This window comes from Bradyrhizobium sp. 191, from assembly GCF_023100985.1.
GTDB lineage: Bacteria > Pseudomonadota > Alphaproteobacteria > Rhizobiales > Xanthobacteraceae > Bradyrhizobium > Bradyrhizobium diversitatis.
Map to the genome: position 1 here is coordinate 313,232 of NZ_CP064692.1, position 18,945 is coordinate 332,176.

The following is an 18,945-nucleotide window of genomic DNA, read 5'->3' on the forward strand; positions in this document are numbered from 1 at the left end:
CTCAGCAGCGTTTGGCGACCGCGTGGTCGCCGATAGTCACTTTGATCCGCCCTTGTCGGCGCGGTCGTAATAGTCCGAAAAATGCAACATGAAAGTATCGATCGGCGCGCTATTGTCGCGGCCGAGATGCGCCTTCCAGCGCGTCAGGAATTCGTCCCAGAGTTTGCCCTTGTTCGAGCCGAACCAGGAGTTCGCGCCGCGCTGAAGCTCGAGCTCGCGCGCCATGAGCGTCGGATCGATGCCGGCGATGAGCTCGTGGACGGCGTGCTGCATCGCCATGTACGTCTTCAACTGATGCGATTTGAGGTCGCCGAAGCCCTGCGCGAAGGCTCGTTGCGCGTCGAGATAGCTGCGTGTCCGCGGCCCGAACAATATGCGCATGGCCTCTTCCGAGGTCGGCGAGAATTTCAGCGGGTTGTTCTCCACGGCCTGGACGGTCGTCTGGCTGGTGCTGCGGGTCAGCTGCTTGGCCTGAGTTCGCGCCTGCAGCAGCGCCATCAGATTGTCCACGGTCATGCGCAAGATCATGCCGAGCTGTTCGGCGAGCTCCGCGTCGGTCTTGTTGGCAAAGAAATTGTCCGGCAAGCCCGCAGCACGTGCCACCAGCGGCGCGAACTCGGTGCCGCCGACCGGCTTGGCCGCGGCTGGCCCTTCGCCCACCACTTGTGCCGGGCGGGACTGCTCAACGGGTGGCCGGGCCGGCGATGGCGGCGGCTGGACGGGCGCTGTTTCATCATCGGTCCACGCCGATGGCCGGCGCGGGGTCGGCATGGCGGGTGCTGCCTCGACCAGTGCTCTCGGCGTCGCGACCGGGCCGGCGGCCCAGCTCATGTCGTCCTGCGCATCGGGCTGGTGCGGAGGCGCCAGTGATGGACGTCGAAACGGATCCACTCCCGGCGCCGGGACGCTCGCGGCCCAATCCAGAAACTCCGGATTGATCGGCCGCGCCGCCTCGCGTGGGTTCTTCAGCTGCTGCGGATCGATCGGCGGCGGCACGTCGCGGTCGGCCGCCCAAAGCTCCTGGTACCCGGCAGGCTGCTGGATGGGAGAAGCGCGCGGTTGCGCCTCGCGGTCCGGGACACGCCCGCCCGCCTCGTCCTCCAGCGAAACTCCGATGATGTAGTGGCCAATGGTAAGTCGATCGCCGTCGCGCAACCGGTGCGGCCCCCGGATGCGCTGGTCGGCGCCATTGAGAAAAGTGCCATTGGTCGAGACGTCATGCAGCCAATAGGCGCCGTCGCGAAAATGCACCTCGCAATGCTTTCCGGAAATCATCCGCGTCGGATCGGGCAACGTCCAGTCGAGGTGACGGTCCCGGCCAATATCGACCGAACGCCTGCCGGTGACCGAAAACGATACAGGGCCGCCGTCCGGAAGATTCGGTTCGTTCTCGATATTGAAGCGAAGCACCATCTCATCGTCTCGTCAGCGCGGAGGGCGCGGTTCGCCGCGTGCCAATTGAATACCATCCTCCAGGCATGCCGTCATTATCCGGTCCCGGGACTCGCGGGGCAGCCGGCAAAGGGCAATCAGCAGGGCCGCGCGCACCGCGCGCGCGGCTTGGTCGGGCTTGGCCTCGACCGGCGCAAATTCTGCCGGAACCACGCTTCCGCCGGACCATCCGGCCGCCAGCGCCAGCCATGTCGCCGGCTGCTCGGGATCGTTGGCATTGCCGACCGCCAGCGCCTTGTTCCGGGATTGCTCGTCCGGCTGCCGGACCCAGGTCTCCACGAAATTCAGCGATCTGCTGTCGTTGGCGTCGAACTGGTCGAACATCCGTCGCAACGAGCGGCATCCCCAGGCAACCGCCACGCGCCTGGGCAGCAGATACGCGCAGAAAGAGACGGCTCCGTGCCAATTGCGCGCATCGGTGGCGTCCTGAAGGAAGTCCAGCGAAGGCTTGTCCACCTCGGCCTTGCCGACATCGTGGCGCGCCATCGGATAGGCCTGAAACAGATCCTGCACCGTAGCGAACCGAACCTGGCTCATAGCGGTCAGCCGACAAGAGTTGGCAGGCCGTGGGCGCCCAGCGGTCCCCCGGCTGCGAGTGCCATGGCGCCCTGCGCCGTCATCGCGATCGTCGGCGCGTTGATGACGATACCCGCAGGGGTCAGGATGATCTGGCTGGGACCAACCTGCAGGGTGATGTTGACATTCGCCATGAGCGTGATGGTCAGGCCCGCGGTGACGGACTGATCCATCGTCATGGTGATATGCTGGCCGCCCAGCGCGATGTCGAGCTTGTCATTGCCGTTGACGAGGGTGGTCTTGCGGGTGTCACCACCGAGCGCGGCTTCGCCGATGGTCCGCGTCTCGGTGTCGCGGACCGTCACGTCGTGGTCCTTCTCGGCGTGCACCGTGATCTTCTCGGAGCCCTTCTTGTCCTCGAAGTTCCACTCGTTGTAGCCGCCGCCCCCTTTGGTGGAGTCCGATTTCAATCCCGCGATCGTCTTCTTGGACGGCAGGTCGTAGGGCAGCTTGTATTCGTCGTTATACACCGTGCCGATCACCAGCGGCCGGTCCGGATCTCCTTCCAGGAATTCGACGACCACCTCCTGCCCGACGCGCGGAATGATCTGACCGCCCCATTTCTTGCCGGACCAGACCTGGGCGACGCGCAACCGGCATGACCGCTTTTTCTTCCGGTCCCAGAAGAACCGGACATAGATTTCGCCGAGATTTTCGACGTCGATCTCCTCGCTGGAATTGTCGTCCTTGGTCACCACCTTGGCGGTCTGGACGCCGTTGATCCTCGGCTTCGGCGTCAGCATCGGCGCGCGGAACGGCCGATCGCTCGGCAGAAACTCGTAGCTGCCGAAATAGACGTGTTGGCCGGCGTCGCTCGGGCCGCCGGTGCGATAGGATTCGATCGAGAACGAATGGGTGGCTCGCACCACGAGATATTCGATGTTCTGCGAGTCCTTGTGGTGCTTTTCGAGCTTGGTCAGTCCGCCGGGGAACAGGTTGACCGCGTCGCCGTTGCCGCGCCGCCGCCGGTCCATGGCCTGTTCGGACTGGAGCTGGATCTTCGCGTAACGCTCGCCGTCGGATTTCTCCTTGAACTTGCCTGGATAGTCGTAGAATTCCATCTCCGACCGCGTGTAGTGCTCGTTACCCTTGGCGTCGCTGATCATCTGCGCGTTGGGCTTCTGGTAGTTGTAGTCGTTGAGCTCGACCTTGCCGGTTCGAAACTGGCGTTCCGCGACCCATTCGTAGATGTGTTGCTCGCCGCGCCGGTCGGCTCCCGTCAGTGGAATGTAGGGTATCGTGGCAAGACCGTTGATCGGGCTGTGCGACGATTTGGAGTCCGCCAACACCAGCGTGTGCTTGCCGCCCTCGTGCTTGAAATAGTAGTAGATGCCGTGCTGTTCCATCAGCCGGCAAACGAAGTTCAGATCGGTCTCCCGGTACTGAACGCAATATTCGAGCTTCGGACAGGAGCCCTCTTCGGTCAGCTTGGATTCATAATCGGTGAAGCCGCGATCGTTGAAGACCTCCTTGATGATGTCGGGCGCCTTCTTGTCCTGCCAGATCCGGCAATCGGTGGTTCGCGACAACAGCCATAGCCAAGGCCTCAGCACGATCCGATAGCTGAAGTAGTCGTTCTTCACCCCCAGCCATTGGGCTTCCGTGAGAATGCCGCTGAACTCGCGTTCCTTTTCGTGCAGCTTGATGGTCAGCGTGCACTGCTTGCCGATCGCGCGGTCGAAGTCGAGATCGGCATCCTCGCTGAGACACTCGATGCGGTATTCGAAGAGTTCGCTGAGTCCTTCCGAAGCCTCGTATCCGACGAAAACCAGAACGTCTTTGCCGAGAGGCGTCTTGAGCTCGCAGAGGCGGGTATCCTGGGTAAGCTGGCCCATGTGGGCGTTAACTCCCTCTTCGTCCGCGTGATCGGCAGAAGTGCCGATCAGGCGTCATGCAAGAACCGCGGAAATCCCTTCTGCCGCTGACAGGGCCGGCAAGTCCGCCCCGGGGGTGGGTGGGCCTTCTGACGCGCCACGGCAGCCGTCCAAGGAACCACCTCGCCCCTCAAGTATAGTCGCCTCCAAAAGCTTGCCGGTTCACGCGAAACTGTCATGATCGTTGGGGAATGAACCAGGGCCATCATGGATCTGACCTACCAAGGTAATCAGATCATGATCTTCCCCTGCCCGATCCGCTGGACGACACGGCTTCGGCACAGGGGCGGATGGCTCAGGAGACGGACGATCCTCGCATGCTCGACGTCGCATCCCTCACCCAGGCCATAGCGGCCGATGATCCCTGCGGGCCGGATCTCGACGCCGCCGGCGACATCCAGTACCTCAATTTTTTCGCAGGTGCAGAATCCCTGCTGCCGATGTCGTATTTCGAGGTCGTCAACGCCAACGGAGAGCGCGGACGTTTCGATCCGAAGGCCGTCGATATCGCGGGCCAGTTCGAGGCCGTACGGCCCCTTCTGGCGCGCACCCGCGATCTGCGCCTGAACATGCTGCTGGCCAAGTTCTCCATCCTCAACCGGGATCTCGACGGCTTTCTGAATTGCCTGAAGGCGACCACCACGCTGCTGAGGGATCAGTGGGACGCGGTGCATCCGAGGGCCCAAGACGACGACTATGCGCTTCGGGCCGTCACGATCGAAGCGATCGATGTGTTTCCAACCGTGATCAACCCTCTCCAATTCCTTCCGCTGATCGAGAACCGCAGGCATGGCAGCATCAATTACCGGGCCTATCAGGTCGCCAAAGGCGAAATTGCCCCCGGCGATGCCGACGCGGGCGGCCCCGATCTAGCGACCATCGAGCGCATCATCGGCGATACCGATCTCGACACCCTCAAGGCCGTGAGTGCCCGGTGCTCGGCGGTCGCGGCTGAAATCTCCGGCATCAAGGCGATCTGGCACGAAAAGTTGAACACGGGTCAACCCATCAGCCTCGATCGAGTCTCCGGAGTCGCAAACGGTATGGCCGCGTGGCTTGCGGGTCTTGTCACGGAGCGTGATCCGGCCGCAGCGGCCGCGCTACCGGACGATGCGGCACCGGTTGACGCGCAAGCGCCACTGGAAACGACCGGCGCGCTGGCTTCGTCAGCACAGGCCACCGCAGCGCTTGCGGCCGTGGCGGACTATTTTTCCCGAATGGAACCGTCCAACCCGGCGCTGTTGCTGGTGCGCCAGGCGCAGGAAATGGTCGGCAAGTCATTCATCGAGGTGATGCGGATGCTGGTGCCCACCCACGTGGAGAGCGCCGCGATCAACATCGGACGCGACAAGGTTTTCGACCTGCCGATCGAACGGATGGCGGAGCTCGCCATAACACCCTCATCCACGGTCGAGAACGCATCTCAAGATGTTGTTTTTTGTGTAGAAAACAGAACTCAAGCTCTCGGCCTGCTGGCGAAGGTGGCGGCATTTTTCCGAGCCGCAGAGCCGTCCAGCCCGATCCCTTTTTTGGTCGATCGCGCGCGCGATCTCGCGCAGCGAGACTTCCTCAGCCTCTTGAACGACGTCCTGCCCGAGGGGACGCTCAAGACAATCGACAAATCGCATTGAACCCGCTTTTCGCTCGACGGCACTAACAGGACATAAGGAAGCTTGTCGACTGCGAGTTGAGCCGCCTTATCAGCCTGCGTCGCACAAGTCGGTTTCCAAAGCGATTTTGTAGAGAGGGCAGCCATGGCTACGGACAGCGGTCAAAAATTCATCCGGCGAAACCGCGCACCGCGCGTGCACATCACCTACGAAGATCCCTACGACGCCGAGCGGCTGATCGAGCTGCCGTTTGTCATGGGCGTCCTCTCCGACCTTTCCGGCAACAACGCCGGCGTCGAGAAGTCCAAGGTCGAGGAGCGCAAATTCCTCGAGTTCGACATGGACAATTTCGACAACCGCATGGCGGCAATTCAGCCCGGCGTGACGACACGCGTGGCCAATCGTCTGGGCGATGCGCCCGACGAGAAGATTTCCGTCGCCCTGCGCTTCAACAAGATGGCCGACTTCTCGCCGGTGGCGGTCGCCCGGCAAGTTCCAGCCACGGCAAAGCTGCTGGAGGCCCGCGAACAGCTCGCCAACCTGCTGCGCTACATGGACGGCAAGGTGGCCGCCGAGGATCAGTTGAAGAAGCTTCTCAGCGATCCGCAGCTGATGGCCGCGCTGCAGGAGCGCGCAGCCAGCCAGCCGACCGAACCCGACGTTGAGAAATAAGGGAAGGACTGGGGACCATGGCAAAAGAAGCTGGTCAGAAAGCAACCGTTACTCAGCTCGGGACCGTCGAGGCTGACGAGTTCGCGACCCTGCTGAAGCAAAGCTTCAAGCCTCGCACCGAACGCGCGGCGACCGAAGTCGAGAACGCGGTATCAACGCTCGTCCAGGAAGCGTTGAAGGACACCAGCGTCATCAAATCCGACGTCCTCGACACCATCGAGGAGATGATCGCGCGGATCGACCAGAAGCTCACCGCGCAGATGAATGAGATCCTCCACGCGCCGGAGTTCCAGGCGATCGAAAGCGCCTGGCGCGGTCTGCATTACCTTGTCTTCAATTCCGAGACGGACGCCAATCTCAAAATTCGCGTGATGAACGTCTCCAAGAGCGAGCTCTATCGCAACCTCCGGCTTTACCCGGACGCCCGCTGGGATCAGAGCCCGCTGTTCAAGCAGGTCTACGAGTACGAATTCGGCCAGCTGGGTGGCGAGCCGTTCGGCTGCCTGATCGGAGACTATTACTTCAGCCATCTGCCCACCGACGTGCAGTTGATGCGCGATCTCAGCAAGATTGCCGGCGCGGCACACGCCCCCTTCTTCGCCGGGGCCGAGCCCACGCTGATGGGAATGGATTCGTGGACCGAACTGTCCAATCCGCGCGACATCGGCAAGGTGTTCGACACGCCGGAATATGCGGCTTGGAAGGGTCTGCGCGACCAGGATGACTCACGCTATCTCGGTCTCTGCATGCCGCGGGTACTGGGTCGCCTCCCCTACGGCGCCAAGTCCGAGCCTGTGGAGGAGTTCGCCTTCGAGGAAGAAACCGACGGGCATACCGGCGACAAATACGGCTGGATCAACGCCGCCTACGCGATGGCAGTCAATATCAACCGCGCCTTCAAGGAGTTCGGCTGGTGTACGCGCATCCGCGGTGTGCAGTCCGGCGGTGAGGTCATCAACCTGCCGACGCACACGTTCCCGACCGACGACGGCGGCGTCGACCTGAAATGCCCGACCGAGATCGCCATTAGCGATCGTCGCGAGCACGAACTTGCAAAGGCGGGCCTCATCCCGCTGATCCATCGCAAGAACACCGACAAGGCGGCCTTCATCGGTGCGCAGTCGCTCTACAAGCCGAAGAAGTATTTCGGCGAGAAAGGCGTGGATGCAACCGCGTCCGACAACCTATCGTCACGTCTGCCCTACATGTTCGCAGTGTCTCGCTTTGCGCACTATCTGAAGTGCATGGTTCGCGACAAGATCGGATCCATGAAGGAGAAGGATGAGCTGACGGTTTGGCTGCAGACCTGGATCAACGAATACGTTGATGCCAATCCGGCCCTGTCGTCAGAAGCTCAGAAAGCGCGCAAGCCGCTGGCCGCTGCGAAGGTTGAGGTCATAGCAAACGAGGAGAACCCGGGATACTACAACGCACGCTTCTTTCTCCGTCCCCACTTTCAACTTGAAGCGATGGACGTCGGCCTCAGCCTTGTCTCGCGCCTGCCGGGCCCGAGCTCCTGACGTCACGTCATCGCGACCGTCAATATCAAGATTTTTGAGAGGATTATGCTATGGCTGTCGATATTTTCTTGAAACTCGATCCGATCAAGGGCGAATCGAAGGACGACAAACATCCTGACGAAATCGATATCTTGAGCTGGTCTTTCGGCGAAAGCCAGACCGGTACATTCCACAGCGGATCCGGCGGCGGCGCCGGCAAGGTCAGCGTCCAGGATCTCCACTTCACGCACTTCGTCGACAAGGCCACGCCGGAACTGTTCAAGGTCTGCGCGAACGGCAAGCACATTGATACCGCGATCCTCACCGTTCGCAAGGCCGGCGAGAACCCGCTGGAATATCTCAAGATCGAGATGAAGCAGGTTCTGGTCACCAGCGTGTCGACCGGCGGGTCGCACGGCGAAGATCGTCTCACCGAGAACGTGAGTCTGAACTTTGCGAAGGTCAAGATGACTTACAAGACCCAGACGGAGAAGGGCGCCGCCGGGGCGTCGCCGACCTTCGGCTGGGACGTTCCTGCCAACAAGGAATGGGCTTGATCTACGGATCCTCGTCTGGCGCCGGTTTACCGATAGCGGAAACCGGTGCCATGCGACGCGATCCCGCCCGCACCTTTCGGGCTATCCCGGTTTTCGGGCTGGACGCTTGATCACGGCAGGTCACGCCGGACGCCAATTGCCGCCCCCGAAGCTGCATATGCGCCGGCCGACATGGGGACCGGAATGACGCTTACGCCAAAAAAGGATCGGCTTTCTCCACCGCTCATGCTGGCCTTTCGCGCGGCTCACGAGGCACGTGATGCGCGCAAAGAGCTCAATCTGCGCGACCAGTCAGGTGAACGGATCATCGCAGGCCGGCGCAGCACGGGACGCCATCCGATCTCGGAAACATTGCTGCGGCGCGAGGTCTCCCATGACCTCGAAACGCTCCTGAATACGATCGCTCTAGAATCGACACTGGACATGACCGGCCGGGATTGCGTGCGAATGTCGATCCTGAACTACGGCTTTCCCGATATTGCCCATCGTTCGATCGACGAGGTCACGGACGATGAACTCAGCAGCGCGCTGCGCGAGACCCTGACGACTTTTGAGCCGAGGCTCGATCGCAAGACAATCCGCGTCCGCCGCGACGGCTCGGTCGGCCCTGAGCAGCTCAAGCTGCGATTCATCGTTCACGCTGACATGAAAGCCGAACCGCTCAACGTTCCCGTGGAATTCGTCGCCGACGTCGAGCTCGACAGCGGCGATATTCAGATCAACCGACTTTAGCATGAACCGCGAATTCCTGGACTTCTACAATCGTGAACTGTCACTGCTGTACGAGCAGGCGGGAGACTTCGCCGAAGAATTCCCCGGAATCGCGGAACGCCTCGGCGGCCTGATCCGGGATCGCTCGGATCCGATGATCACCGGCCTGTTGGAGGGCGCCGCGTTTCTCGCCGCCCGCGTCCAGCTGAAGCTCAAGCACGAATTTCCGGAATTCACCGCAAACCTGCTCGAACAGCTGGTTCCGAACTATCTTGCCCCGACTCCGTCGGCCATGCTGGTCGCGGCGCGGCCACCCTATGCCGATCCGGCGCTGCGCGACGGCAAGAAGATCGCGCGCGGCGCGTATTTCGACGCCACGTACCGCGAGAGAGAGCGAAGCCTCGCCTGCCGATTTCGACTTTGCCGCGACATCGTGCTCTGGCCGTTCGACATCAGCGGCGCCGAATACTTTTCGACAGCCGGCGCACTGCAGGCACTCGGGATACCGGTCGGCGGCGATGTCATAGCGGGACTGAGACTGTCGTTGACCCACCGTACCGCGGCCCGGCTCGATGAGGAACCGCCCGACACCGAGGCCCGGACCAAACCGGAAACCTGGTTTGCAGGCTGCCGCGTGGGCGAGCTCCCGATCTACCTCTCCGGCGCGGAGTCAGATTCGATCGCGCTTTACGAGCAACTGATCGCGAATTGCAGAGGTGTCTACTTCCGCCATCTCGACGACTTCGGCGATCCCGTGGTGACGCGTGCGCCGCTCGACTGCGTTCAACAGATCGGCTTCGATGAGAACGAGTCGCTGTTTCCCAACGATAATCGGATCTTCCGAGGCTCGGAGCTGCTGCGGGAATATTTCGCATTTCCACGCAAGTTCCTTGGGGTCAACCTGACCGGACTTCGCAGCGTGATGCCGCGCCTGCGCAGCAAGTCGATCGACATCGTCTTCGCTTTCGATGAACACAATTCGCGGCTTGCCGCCGCGGTGCGTCCCGACGCCTTCAAGCTCTATACTGCGCCGGCGATCAATCTGTTCGAGAAGACGAGCGATCGCATCCCCGTCAAATCGAATACCCACGAATACCACGTGGTGCCCGATCGTAGTCGCTATCTCGAATACGAACCGCACCAGGTGATCGAAGTCTACGCGCACCTTCCGGCGGAGAAGGACAAGCGTCTGGTGCGCCCGCTGTATTCGGCTGCCGTCGACCCGACCAGCGGATCGGTCGAGGGTCTCTATTTCACCGTCCGCCGCCTGCCTCGACGCCGCACAATGGAGGAGAAGACGTATGGCTCTTCGTCCGACTACACCGGGACCGACATGTTCCTGTCACTGCTCGAGCCCGGTGAGCTGAGCGGAGAAAACCCCGTTGCCGAACTCAGCGTCCGGGCACTGTGCTCCAATCGGCATCTCACGGAGCACCTGCCGGTTGGCCACGGCGGCGCCGACTTCCGCCTGCTGGATGATACGTCCCTCGATCTGGTGTGCGTCGCCGGTCCCACACGTCCACGGGAGCCGGTGGTGGCTCAGTTGCGCAGCCGCAGTGAGGTCGCCAATAGCGGAGTTGTCAGTTGGCGGCTGATCAACATGCTGAGCCTGAACTACCTTGGTCTTGTCGAGCGTGGTGGCGGCAAGAACGCCGGCGCGCTGCGCGAAATGCTGTCTTTGTTCGCCGACCAGTACGACGACGCCACGGAACGCAAGATCCGCGGCGTGCGCTCGATCGAAAGCCGGCCGGTGGTGCGGCGGGTGCGAGAGCGCACGGGTAGCGGCGCAGCGCGCGGGCTGGAGATCAGCGTCGTACTCGACGAGAAGGCTTTCGAGGGGAGCGGCGTGTTCTTGCTCGGAGCCGTTCTGGAGCGTTTCTTCGCCGACTATTCGGGCTTCAATACGTTTACCCAGACAGTCATCTCAACGCCGGAGCGCGGCGAGATCATGCGGTGGCAACCGCGCATGGGCACGCGGAGACCGTTGTGACGCTGATCGACCAGATGAAGTCCGAGCCCTGGCGGTTCGATTTCTTCAACACGCTGCGCCAGCTGGAGCGAGCCAACCGGGATCGACCGCGGATCGGCGACAGCGCCGCGCGCCGCGAGGAGTATGTCGACCTCGGTCAAGTCCCATATCTGGAGTTCCCCGCCTCCAATCTTGCAGCGGTCGACGACCAGGACGGCCGGCTCAGGATACTCGTCAAGTTTCTGGGTCTGCTCGGGCCGCAGGGTGCGCTGCCGCTTGCCACCACTGATGAAAGTCTCAGCTGGTGGCTGATGCGGGATGACGCTTTCCCGCGATTTCTCGACCTGCTCAACGGGCGCTTCCTGCAGCTGTTCTTTCGCGCCTGGGCCGATGCGCGGCCGATCGCGCAGCACGATCGGCCGGCAGAGGATCGCTTCATCGCCTATGTCGGCTCCTTCGCGGGCCTCGGCTCCGACGTCTTCGCCAATCGGGACACCGTACCGGACATGGCAAAGCTCGGCTTCGCCGGGCTTATCGCCCCAAGGGCGAAGTGCGCGTCACGGCTGACGCGGTTCCTGCAGGGGCTGTTCGATGTCAAAGTCGAGATCGACGAGTTTGTCGGGACCTGGCTCGCGTTCGACCCAAGTCACTGCAGCCGGATCGGGCAGGCCCATGCCAGCCTCGGTCGAGACGCTCTTCTCGGCTCACGGGTGTTCAGCGTCGAGGACAAGATCAGGGTTCGGGTCTTCGTCAAGAATTTTGCTCAATACGAGCAGTTTCTGCCGACCGAAAGCCGCAACTTGTCGGAGCCGCTGGCGGACGCCGTCTTCTTTTATATCGGCGACGAACTGGAGTGGGAGGTTGAACTCGCCATTCCAGCGGGAGAAGTCGCCCCGGTCAGACTCGGCCAGAGCGGGCGACTTGGATGGACCACCTGGGTCTCGCCGAACTGGACGTCCACGGAAGAATATCGCCGCGATGCCCGCTTTCAGCTTGGCGAGCGCTTGAGAGCCCGTCGGAGCAGCGCAGCGGATGCCGCGGCGATTTGAACCTATCGGCCGCCCCTGTCGTCCTAACATCATGGGATTCGAGGCAATTCCGCCAGGTGCGAGGCATCCGCGGAGCAATTGAGCAGGAGGGGCCGCTGTGACCGACATCAGCCTTGAAGCGGTAACCGGCAAATTGAACCGGGCTGGCTATGATGCCTTCATACAGGCTCTCCGCCACGCCAAGAGCGCCGGCAACCGCAACGTCGAGCTTGCGCACTGGCTCTTTCATATCCTGCAGCAGGATCGCACCGACCTCAGCCTCTCGGTCGACCATTACAAGCTCGATCGGTCACGGTTGCTGTCGGACCTTGCTGGCGTCATCAACGGCTTCCGCAAGAACGAAACCGATATGCCGGGCGTCGCCAATCCGGTCATCGATCTTCTCGATCGCGGCTGGCACTACGCCACGCTCTTCTTCGGCGAAACCCAGATCCGCACCGGCCATCTGCTGGTGGCCGGGCTCAAGTCGAATGACATCCGTCGCACGCTGAACAACCTCTCCCAGGAATTTGCAAAGGTGAACGTCGACGCATTGGCCGCGGAGCGCCGCGCCGTCTGGGCCGGCTCCGACGAGGAGTCCATGCGTCCGATGGACGGCTCGGGGCTGGTCGGCGCCGGTACGGAGGGCGCGGATCAGGCGAGCCCCAAGGGGACGACGCCGCTCGACCGGTTCGCGCAGGATCTCACAGCCAAGGCCAAGTCGGGCGAGATGGACCCGATCCTGGGTCGGGACGAAGAGATCCGCCAGCTGATCGACGTTCTGATGCGGCGGCGGCAGAACAATCCGATCCTCACGGGAGAGGCCGGCGTCGGCAAGACGGCCGTGGTCGAGGGGTTCGCCCAGCGAATTGCCGCCGGCGACGTGCCGCCACCGCTACGCGGTGTCAGGCTCTGCGCGCTCGACATCGGCCTGATGCAGGCCGGCGCCTCGATGAAGGGCGAATTCGAGCAGCGGCTGCGCTCGGTGATCGATGAGGTGCAGAGTTCACCGACCCCCATCATCCTGTTTATCGATGAAGCCCACACACTGATCGGCGCCGGCGGCGCAGCCGGCACCGGTGATGCGGCCAACCTCCTGAAGCCTCCCCTCGCCCGCGGCACGCTACGCACGATCGCCGCCACCACCTGGGCTGAGTATCGCCAGTACATCGAGAAGGATCCCGCGCTCACGCGGCGCTTCCAGCCGATCCAGATCGACGAGCCTGACGTCGAGACCTGCTGCGTGATGCTGCGGGGCCTTCTCGGCCCGATGGAAAAGCACCACGGTGTTCGCATCTCCGATGCTGCAATCGTTGCAGCCGTCAACCTCTCGCACCGCTACATTCCCTCTAGACAGCTGCCGGACAAGGCCGTCAGCCTGCTCGACACCGCTTCGGCCCGCGTGGCGATCAGCCAGAGCGCGACGCCGGCCTTGATCGAGGATGCGCGCGTCGCGATTACCGCTCGCGAAGCTGAGAAATCGGCGCTGGTCAGCGACAGCGACCTGGGCATCGAGGACAACGAGCGCGTTGCCGCGATCGACAGCGATATCGCAACACTGAAGGACAAGTTGACGACTCTCGAGGCCGACTGGGCCAAGGAGCAGGAGCTAGTCAAGGACATCCGCAGCATTCGTGACATCCTGTCCGAACCCAAGGAAGATCAGGATCCGGCCGCCAAGCGCGCGGAGCTGCGCGGCAAGTTCGAGACGCTGGAGGGCATCAATCCGGAAAAACGGATGGTCTACGCCCATGTGGACCAGCAGTCGGTGGCGTCCGTGGTGTCCGACTGGACCGGCATCCCGGTCGGCCGGATGATGCGGGACGAGATCGAAACCGTGCTGAAGCTGCCGGAGATCCTCAACCGCCGCGTCGTCGGCCAGTCCCACGGCTTGACGATGATCGCCAAGCGAGTTGAGACCAGCCGTGCCAAGCTGGACAACCCGTCGAAACCGATCGGCGTGTTCATGCTGGCCGGACCGTCCGGTGTTGGTAAAACCGAAACCGCCCTGGCGCTCGCCGAAACCCTCTACGGCGGCGAGCAGAACATGATTACGATCAACATGTCGGAGTTCCAGGAGGCGCATACCGTCTCGACCCTCAAGGGAGCGCCTCCCGGCTATGTCGGGTATGGCGAAGGCGGGCGCCTCACGGAGGCCGTCCGGCGCAAGCCCTACAGTGTCATCCTGCTCGACGAAGTGGAGAAGGCCCATCCCGACGTCCACGAGATCTTCTTCCAGGTGTTCGATAAGGGAGTCATGGAGGACGGCAACGGGCGACGGATCGACTTCAAGAACACCTTGATCATCCTGACCACCAACGTCGGCACCGATCTGATCATGGGGCTTTCGCGCGATCCGAAGTATCGCAATGAGCCGGAAGAGCTCGCCAGGATGCTGAGGCCGGAATTGCTCAAGGTATTTCCTGCCGCACTGCTCGGGCGCATCGTCTCGATCCCATACTTCCCGCTCTCGGACGAGATGCTCGCCGGCATCGCCCGGCTGCAGCTCGACCGCATCGGACGACGACTGCGCGACAATCACAACGCGGCCTTCAGCTACGACGATGCAGTCGTGGAGCACATCGTGTCACGCTGCAACGATCCGGATTCCGGCGGACGCATGATCGACAACATCATCACCAATACCCTGCTGCCGGAGCTCTCGCGCGAATTCCTCAGCAAATCGCTTGCCAAGGAAGAGATCAAGCAGACACGCGTCTCGATCGCGGACGACAAGTTCGCATATTCGTGGAGCTGAGCGCGATGAACATTCAGTCGGAGCATCGCCATCCCCTTACCGGCCCCACGCCGTATGACGAGGTCTACTACCCCGGCCACGTCTACGGGCTCACCCACCCCAATCATCTCGCAACGATCGCCACCGTTTATGGCATGCAGCCTGCTCCGGTCGAGCATTGTCGGGTGCTGGAGCTCGGCTGCGGCGTTGGCGGCAACCTGTTGCCGATGGCCTTTCAATATCCGGACAGTGAATTCGTCGGCGTCGACCTGAGCGGCGTGACGATCGAGCGCGGCCAGCAGAATATCGCTACCTTGGGTCTGAGCAACATCAAGCTTCTGCACTGCGACATCATGAATGTCGACACAAGCTTCGGGAAGTTCGACTACATCATCGCGCACGGCGTTTACTCCTGGGTGCCGCCCCACGTGCGCGAGAAGATGATGGCGATCTTCAAGCAGAATCTGGCGCCGCGCGGGGTCTGCTATGTCAGCTACAATGCGCACCCATTCTCGCATCTTCGCGACATGGTCCGCGACATGATGCGGTATCACACGCGCCGCCTCACCGGCATGAAGGAGAAGGTCGGACAGGCCCGCGCGATTCTGAACTTCCTGAGCGAGGGCTCCAAGGCCGACACGGTGCACGGCGCGATCATGCGGGACCAGTACAATCGTGTCCTCAAGGCTCCGGACGAATTGTTGTTTCACGACGACCTCGACGACGAGGCAACCGCCTTCCTGCTGCACGAGGTCGCCGAGGATGCCGCCCGCCACGGCCTGCAGTATCTCGGCGATTCCCATTTCGCGCGCCGCTATCTCGTCGGCCATTCCGAGGAGGTCCGTGCCACGCTGCAGCGCTTCCCGGAGAGCGAGTTCATGGCGCGCGACCAGTATCAGGACTTTGTCGACGGCAACGGCTTCCGTCGTACCTTGTTCTGCCACGACGATGTTTCCCTCAACCGGCAGATCGACGTGGATTTCGTCAGGCGATACCACCTCCTGAGCACGACCAGCCCGCTCGATCCCGAGGCCTGCCTGACCGACGATTCCCCGATGGAGTTCGAGAACCACGACGGCAGCAGGATTACGGTGACCAATCCGATTCTGAAGGCCGCGCATTTGTGCCTCGGACGGGCCTGGCCGCGGGCGCTGTCATTCAGTGAGTTGCTGGATGGTGCGCGCGCGCTGCTGGACGGCCGCCGAGCCGATGATGACGAACGGGCACTGACGGATGCGATGTACATCCTGGCCTGCAGCGGCGAGGTCTCCTTCCTGGTCTCGCCGCCTTTCCTCTTGAAGGAAGTTACCGACCACCCGCAGGCGAGCTTGCTGGCCCGCAAGCAGTCGCAGACAGGTCCGCTGGTCACCAACCTGCTCCACCAAACGGTACAGTTGGAGGACGACCGGACGCGGCATTTCCTGCAACTGCTCGATGGCGCTCGTACCATCGACGAGATTACGGCCGAGATGACCGAAGCATTCGGGTCGACCATCCGGATCGAACAAAAGGACAAGGACGGAAACCCCGCCGAGCCGCTGTTGCTGTCGACCCGAGAAAGCGTCGAACGCTCGCTTGCGATGGTTGGCAAGCTGGGCTTGTTGGTCGCGTGATGCGATAGCGATCCAACTCGAAACGACGGCGTAAGACCACCGCGGCGGACGTCGAGATACGCGCCTGACCTTCCGAGCTTGGCATTTTGCCCGTGTCATTTGTGCGGGCTTACCGAACGCCGCCCGTATTTGGCTGCCTTGTCTGGCGATGTGCCACATCGCCTCCATTCGCGCAGTTGAGCGTGATCTGACCGCCTGTACTATTGCTACATCAAAGGCAGGCGTGTGTCGTCACGACGGGAGCTGGACCAGTGTCTCGCATGGGATGATTATATTGTTCAACTGTACGGTCGGGTTCATCAGGAAGCCCGTGTTGTTCTTTGTCGTGATGTGGCCCAGACCTAGCGCATGCCCGATCTCATGCGCGGGCACAATATTGGTGTTCACGCTTCCCGGTGTAGCGGGATTGAACCATAGCATCCGATTGCCGGGATCGCCGCGCCCGGCAACGTTCGAGTCTTCGTCATCGATGATTTGTGTTGAAATGAACATGGTGATCGCCGCACGATTAGTGACGAGCGACTTCAGATCGTCAAATCGGAACTCCTGTGCCGTGGTCAGTGGGCCGAAGCCGGAGCGGATGCTGAGCTTCTTGTTCGGATCGATCGGCACTGCCCGGCCTTCGGTGGTCACTGCATCGACGATTCGGCTTGTGCCAGATGTGAACGTCAGGTTTGCCTGATTGTCGTAGATCCGACTGACGACGCTGGTAACGGCGCGCTGTGTAGCGATCATGAGGCCGTTGGCGAGCGTCGCCCGACCGAGATGAACCACGTCGATCGGAATCGAAGACGCCTTGCGCACCTGGAGGCGAACCGGGATCGGACCCCTCTGGCCTTCGACGATGACGCTCAAGTCGGCATCACCCTCCAAACGTCCGATTACCGTGACGGTGTCGCTCGTTCGTTCGAGGATTTCCACCTTAGGACTCTCGAGGGCAAATCCCACCGCGGCGCCATTTGTCCCTTTCAACTTCAGCTTCCGCGTCTTGCCGATCGGAACCATCTGGCGAACCGGCGCAAGGCCGTCGAATGCCGACCATTCGTCGCCGACCAGCCTGAGCCTTGCGGCACTGAAGCCGCGCGCATCACATGGTCCGAATATCGGACCGTCCGGCGTAATCGTCAGGTTCACGTCGAGCCCGCCGCCCTTGCGACGGTTGAACATCAGACGCATGCGCTTGATCGTATTCTTTTCAGGGTCGACGCGACCGTCGTGCAGCAGGCCAGTGTGGGCATTCTGAAACACGAGTATCGCGTCGATCACCGGCTCCATGGCTTCCGGCGTGTTGGTCAGATCGTTGATATCGAGCGTTCCATCGGCCCCGCCGTCCTGGGGCGCGATGCCGTTCAACAGCGTCTTGATCACGAAGATATCGTCGGGCTGGTTCGAACCCTTCAGGCCGACGGATTCCGCGATGGAGAAACCGATCACGTTGATGGGTTTCAGGTTGATCACCATGATCCGCTCCGTCCGATGATCTCCGCGCTTTCCGATGGGTCTCATCGGGGCTAATGAGGTTCAAAGGGCACGGCAGCGATCGCGACGACTTCCCATTCTACCGCACCTTTCCCGCCTCTGACCAAACTGCGGCATCAAACGGCATCGCATGCTGCCCGAGCCTTCAATCCGGTCCTGTCCAATGGGAAGGATTCGAGACGTACATCTTTCCTCGCGTCACGAAAGCGGACAATTCAAGTCCAACACCCAAAAGCGGCAAGTCGAGCACAATGACGCCCGAGCCCTTGGCTGCCTCAAGTCCTCCGTACAGCGTGTGAAGTGCATTTCTCACGTTCTGAAGTATTCCAACAGCCGTAAAGGCGTTTCGCGCATTTAGCGTGGGCGCCACGTACTTACCGTTTTTCAAGCCATCGATGAAGTACTTGCTGTGATGGATGGATTGTAGTGCCGATTTCGAGATCAGCTTTTCGGTAAATGCGACATTGACGCCCCAGTCATTCAAGGATTCATGGTCCAACTCATATGGAACCCTGAACCCAAAGCCGATGACAGCAACGGCCCCTCCGCTGCCTCCAAGACCTAGTCCCCACCGACTGCTGACAATCTGGAGATCAAAGGTCTCCAGATCTCCCAAGTTCACGACGTACGCGGTCGTGCTCTCGACGCCGCCGATTAACAACTGCCCGCCAGACTTAACGCCGAAGCCGAGCCAACGCTTGAAGAATTTGCGTTCAGCCGGATAGTATTGAGGTCTCGTTTGAGGCGGCGGTGGTGGCGGCGGTGGCGGCGGTGGGTTTGGTTTATTCCAAACTGAGATGATGACACCACGCCAGGTCTCGTTTTCCACACCATCCATTTCACCTGCATACATGGCCGCGCGTTCCCCTTTCGCCACCTCGAACGCGACTTTGAAATTGTTGGGCACTTGCTTGCGAAGCAAATCAACTACGGCCCGCAGCCTATTATGCGACAATAGCATGTTGAAATCGTCGCTACCGGTACGACTTGCAAGTCCAATGATCGTAAGGCTTCCTCCGTCCCTTAATTTCGGAGCGACGACGTTATTCAGCCAATTGGAATGTTCCGGCTTTATGGCGAACTTGCCGACGTCAAAGTTGAATAACTTCGCCGCAATCGTATCCGATGCCTGCGATCCGTACTCCTGGATTTTCCCGGGTGATGCCAT

General features: G+C 61.5%; 14 protein-coding genes. 9 read left to right on the forward strand and 5 right to left on the reverse strand.

Annotated features, from left to right (window positions below; all coding sequences use genetic code 11):
* Nucleotides 1-36: 36 nt before the first annotated feature.
* From tagH to tssI, 3 genes are read right to left on the reverse strand one after another with little or no spacing between them, the layout of a single operon-like run.
* The gene (tagH, locus tag IVB23_RS01465) at nucleotides 37-1,413 is read right to left on the reverse strand and encodes a type VI secretion system-associated FHA domain protein TagH (RefSeq protein ID WP_247802286.1); all 1,377 of its coding nucleotides are present in this window, start codon (nucleotides 1,411-1,413) and stop codon (nucleotides 37-39) included.
* Between the two features lie 12 nt (nucleotides 1,414-1,425).
* On the reverse strand, nucleotides 1,426-1,989 hold the full coding sequence (locus tag IVB23_RS01470) for a hypothetical protein (RefSeq protein WP_131868666.1): 564 nt from the start codon (nucleotides 1,987-1,989) through the stop codon (nucleotides 1,426-1,428).
* Nucleotides 1,990-1,994: 5 nt separating this feature from the next.
* Nucleotides 1,995-3,863 (reverse strand): type VI secretion system tip protein TssI/VgrG, encoded by a 1,869-nt coding sequence (gene tssI / locus IVB23_RS01475; protein ID WP_247802287.1) that lies wholly within the window; start codon nucleotides 3,861-3,863, stop codon nucleotides 1,995-1,997.
* A gap of 356 nt (nucleotides 3,864-4,219) precedes the next feature.
* Here tssI and IVB23_RS01480 point away from each other — a divergent pair, with 356 nt between their 5' ends.
* The 9 genes from IVB23_RS01480 (at nucleotide 4,220) to IVB23_RS01520 (ending at nucleotide 16,298) form a co-directional block, all read left to right on the forward strand.
* The gene (locus tag IVB23_RS01480; RefSeq protein WP_247802288.1) at nucleotides 4,220-5,533 is read left to right on the forward strand and encodes a type VI secretion system ImpA family N-terminal domain-containing protein; all 1,314 of its coding nucleotides are present in this window, start codon (nucleotides 4,220-4,222) and stop codon (nucleotides 5,531-5,533) included.
* A 123-nt stretch (nucleotides 5,534-5,656) separates the two neighbouring features.
* Entirely contained in the window at nucleotides 5,657-6,184 is a 528-nt protein-coding gene (gene tssB / locus IVB23_RS01485) for a type VI secretion system contractile sheath small subunit (RefSeq protein ID WP_028178526.1), read from the forward strand.
* Between the two features lie 17 nt (nucleotides 6,185-6,201).
* The gene (tssC, locus tag IVB23_RS01490) at nucleotides 6,202-7,704 is read left to right on the forward strand and encodes a type VI secretion system contractile sheath large subunit (protein ID WP_028178525.1); all 1,503 of its coding nucleotides are present in this window, start codon (nucleotides 6,202-6,204) and stop codon (nucleotides 7,702-7,704) included.
* A 50-nt stretch (nucleotides 7,705-7,754) separates the two neighbouring features.
* Entirely contained in the window at nucleotides 7,755-8,240 is a 486-nt protein-coding gene (locus IVB23_RS01495) for a type VI secretion system tube protein Hcp (protein WP_061881606.1), read from the forward strand.
* Nucleotides 8,241-8,423: 183 nt separating this feature from the next.
* The gene (gene tssE, locus IVB23_RS01500) at nucleotides 8,424-8,972 is read left to right on the forward strand and encodes a type VI secretion system baseplate subunit TssE (protein ID WP_156505323.1); all 549 of its coding nucleotides are present in this window, start codon (nucleotides 8,424-8,426) and stop codon (nucleotides 8,970-8,972) included.
* 1 nt (nucleotide 8,973) lies between these two features.
* Entirely contained in the window at nucleotides 8,974-10,941 is a 1,968-nt protein-coding gene (gene tssF, locus IVB23_RS01505; protein WP_247802289.1) for a type VI secretion system baseplate subunit TssF, read from the forward strand.
* A complete protein-coding gene (gene tssG / locus IVB23_RS01510) occupies nucleotides 10,905-11,969 on the forward strand; it encodes a type VI secretion system baseplate subunit TssG (RefSeq protein WP_247802290.1) in 1,065 nt (354 codons plus the stop codon). The genes tssF and tssG overlap by 37 nt, the downstream gene beginning before the upstream one ends.
* A 97-nt stretch (nucleotides 11,970-12,066) precedes the next feature.
* On the forward strand, nucleotides 12,067-14,706 hold the full coding sequence (tssH, locus tag IVB23_RS01515) for a type VI secretion system ATPase TssH (RefSeq protein WP_247802291.1): 2,640 nt from the start codon (nucleotides 12,067-12,069) through the stop codon (nucleotides 14,704-14,706).
* A gap of 5 nt (nucleotides 14,707-14,711) precedes the next feature.
* The gene (locus tag IVB23_RS01520) at nucleotides 14,712-16,298 is read left to right on the forward strand and encodes a class I SAM-dependent methyltransferase (RefSeq protein WP_247802292.1); all 1,587 of its coding nucleotides are present in this window, start codon (nucleotides 14,712-14,714) and stop codon (nucleotides 16,296-16,298) included.
* 231 nt (nucleotides 16,299-16,529) lie between these two features.
* Here the strand turns inward: IVB23_RS01520 and IVB23_RS01525 are convergent, their stop codons facing one another.
* Complete coding sequence (locus IVB23_RS01525; RefSeq protein WP_247802293.1) at nucleotides 16,530-17,759, reverse strand: matrixin family metalloprotease; 1,230 nt, start codon at nucleotides 17,757-17,759, stop codon at nucleotides 16,530-16,532.
* Between the two features lie 163 nt (nucleotides 17,760-17,922).
* On the reverse strand, nucleotides 17,923-18,945 hold the full coding sequence (locus IVB23_RS01530; RefSeq protein WP_246515382.1) for a hypothetical protein: 1,023 nt from the start codon (nucleotides 18,943-18,945) through the stop codon (nucleotides 17,923-17,925).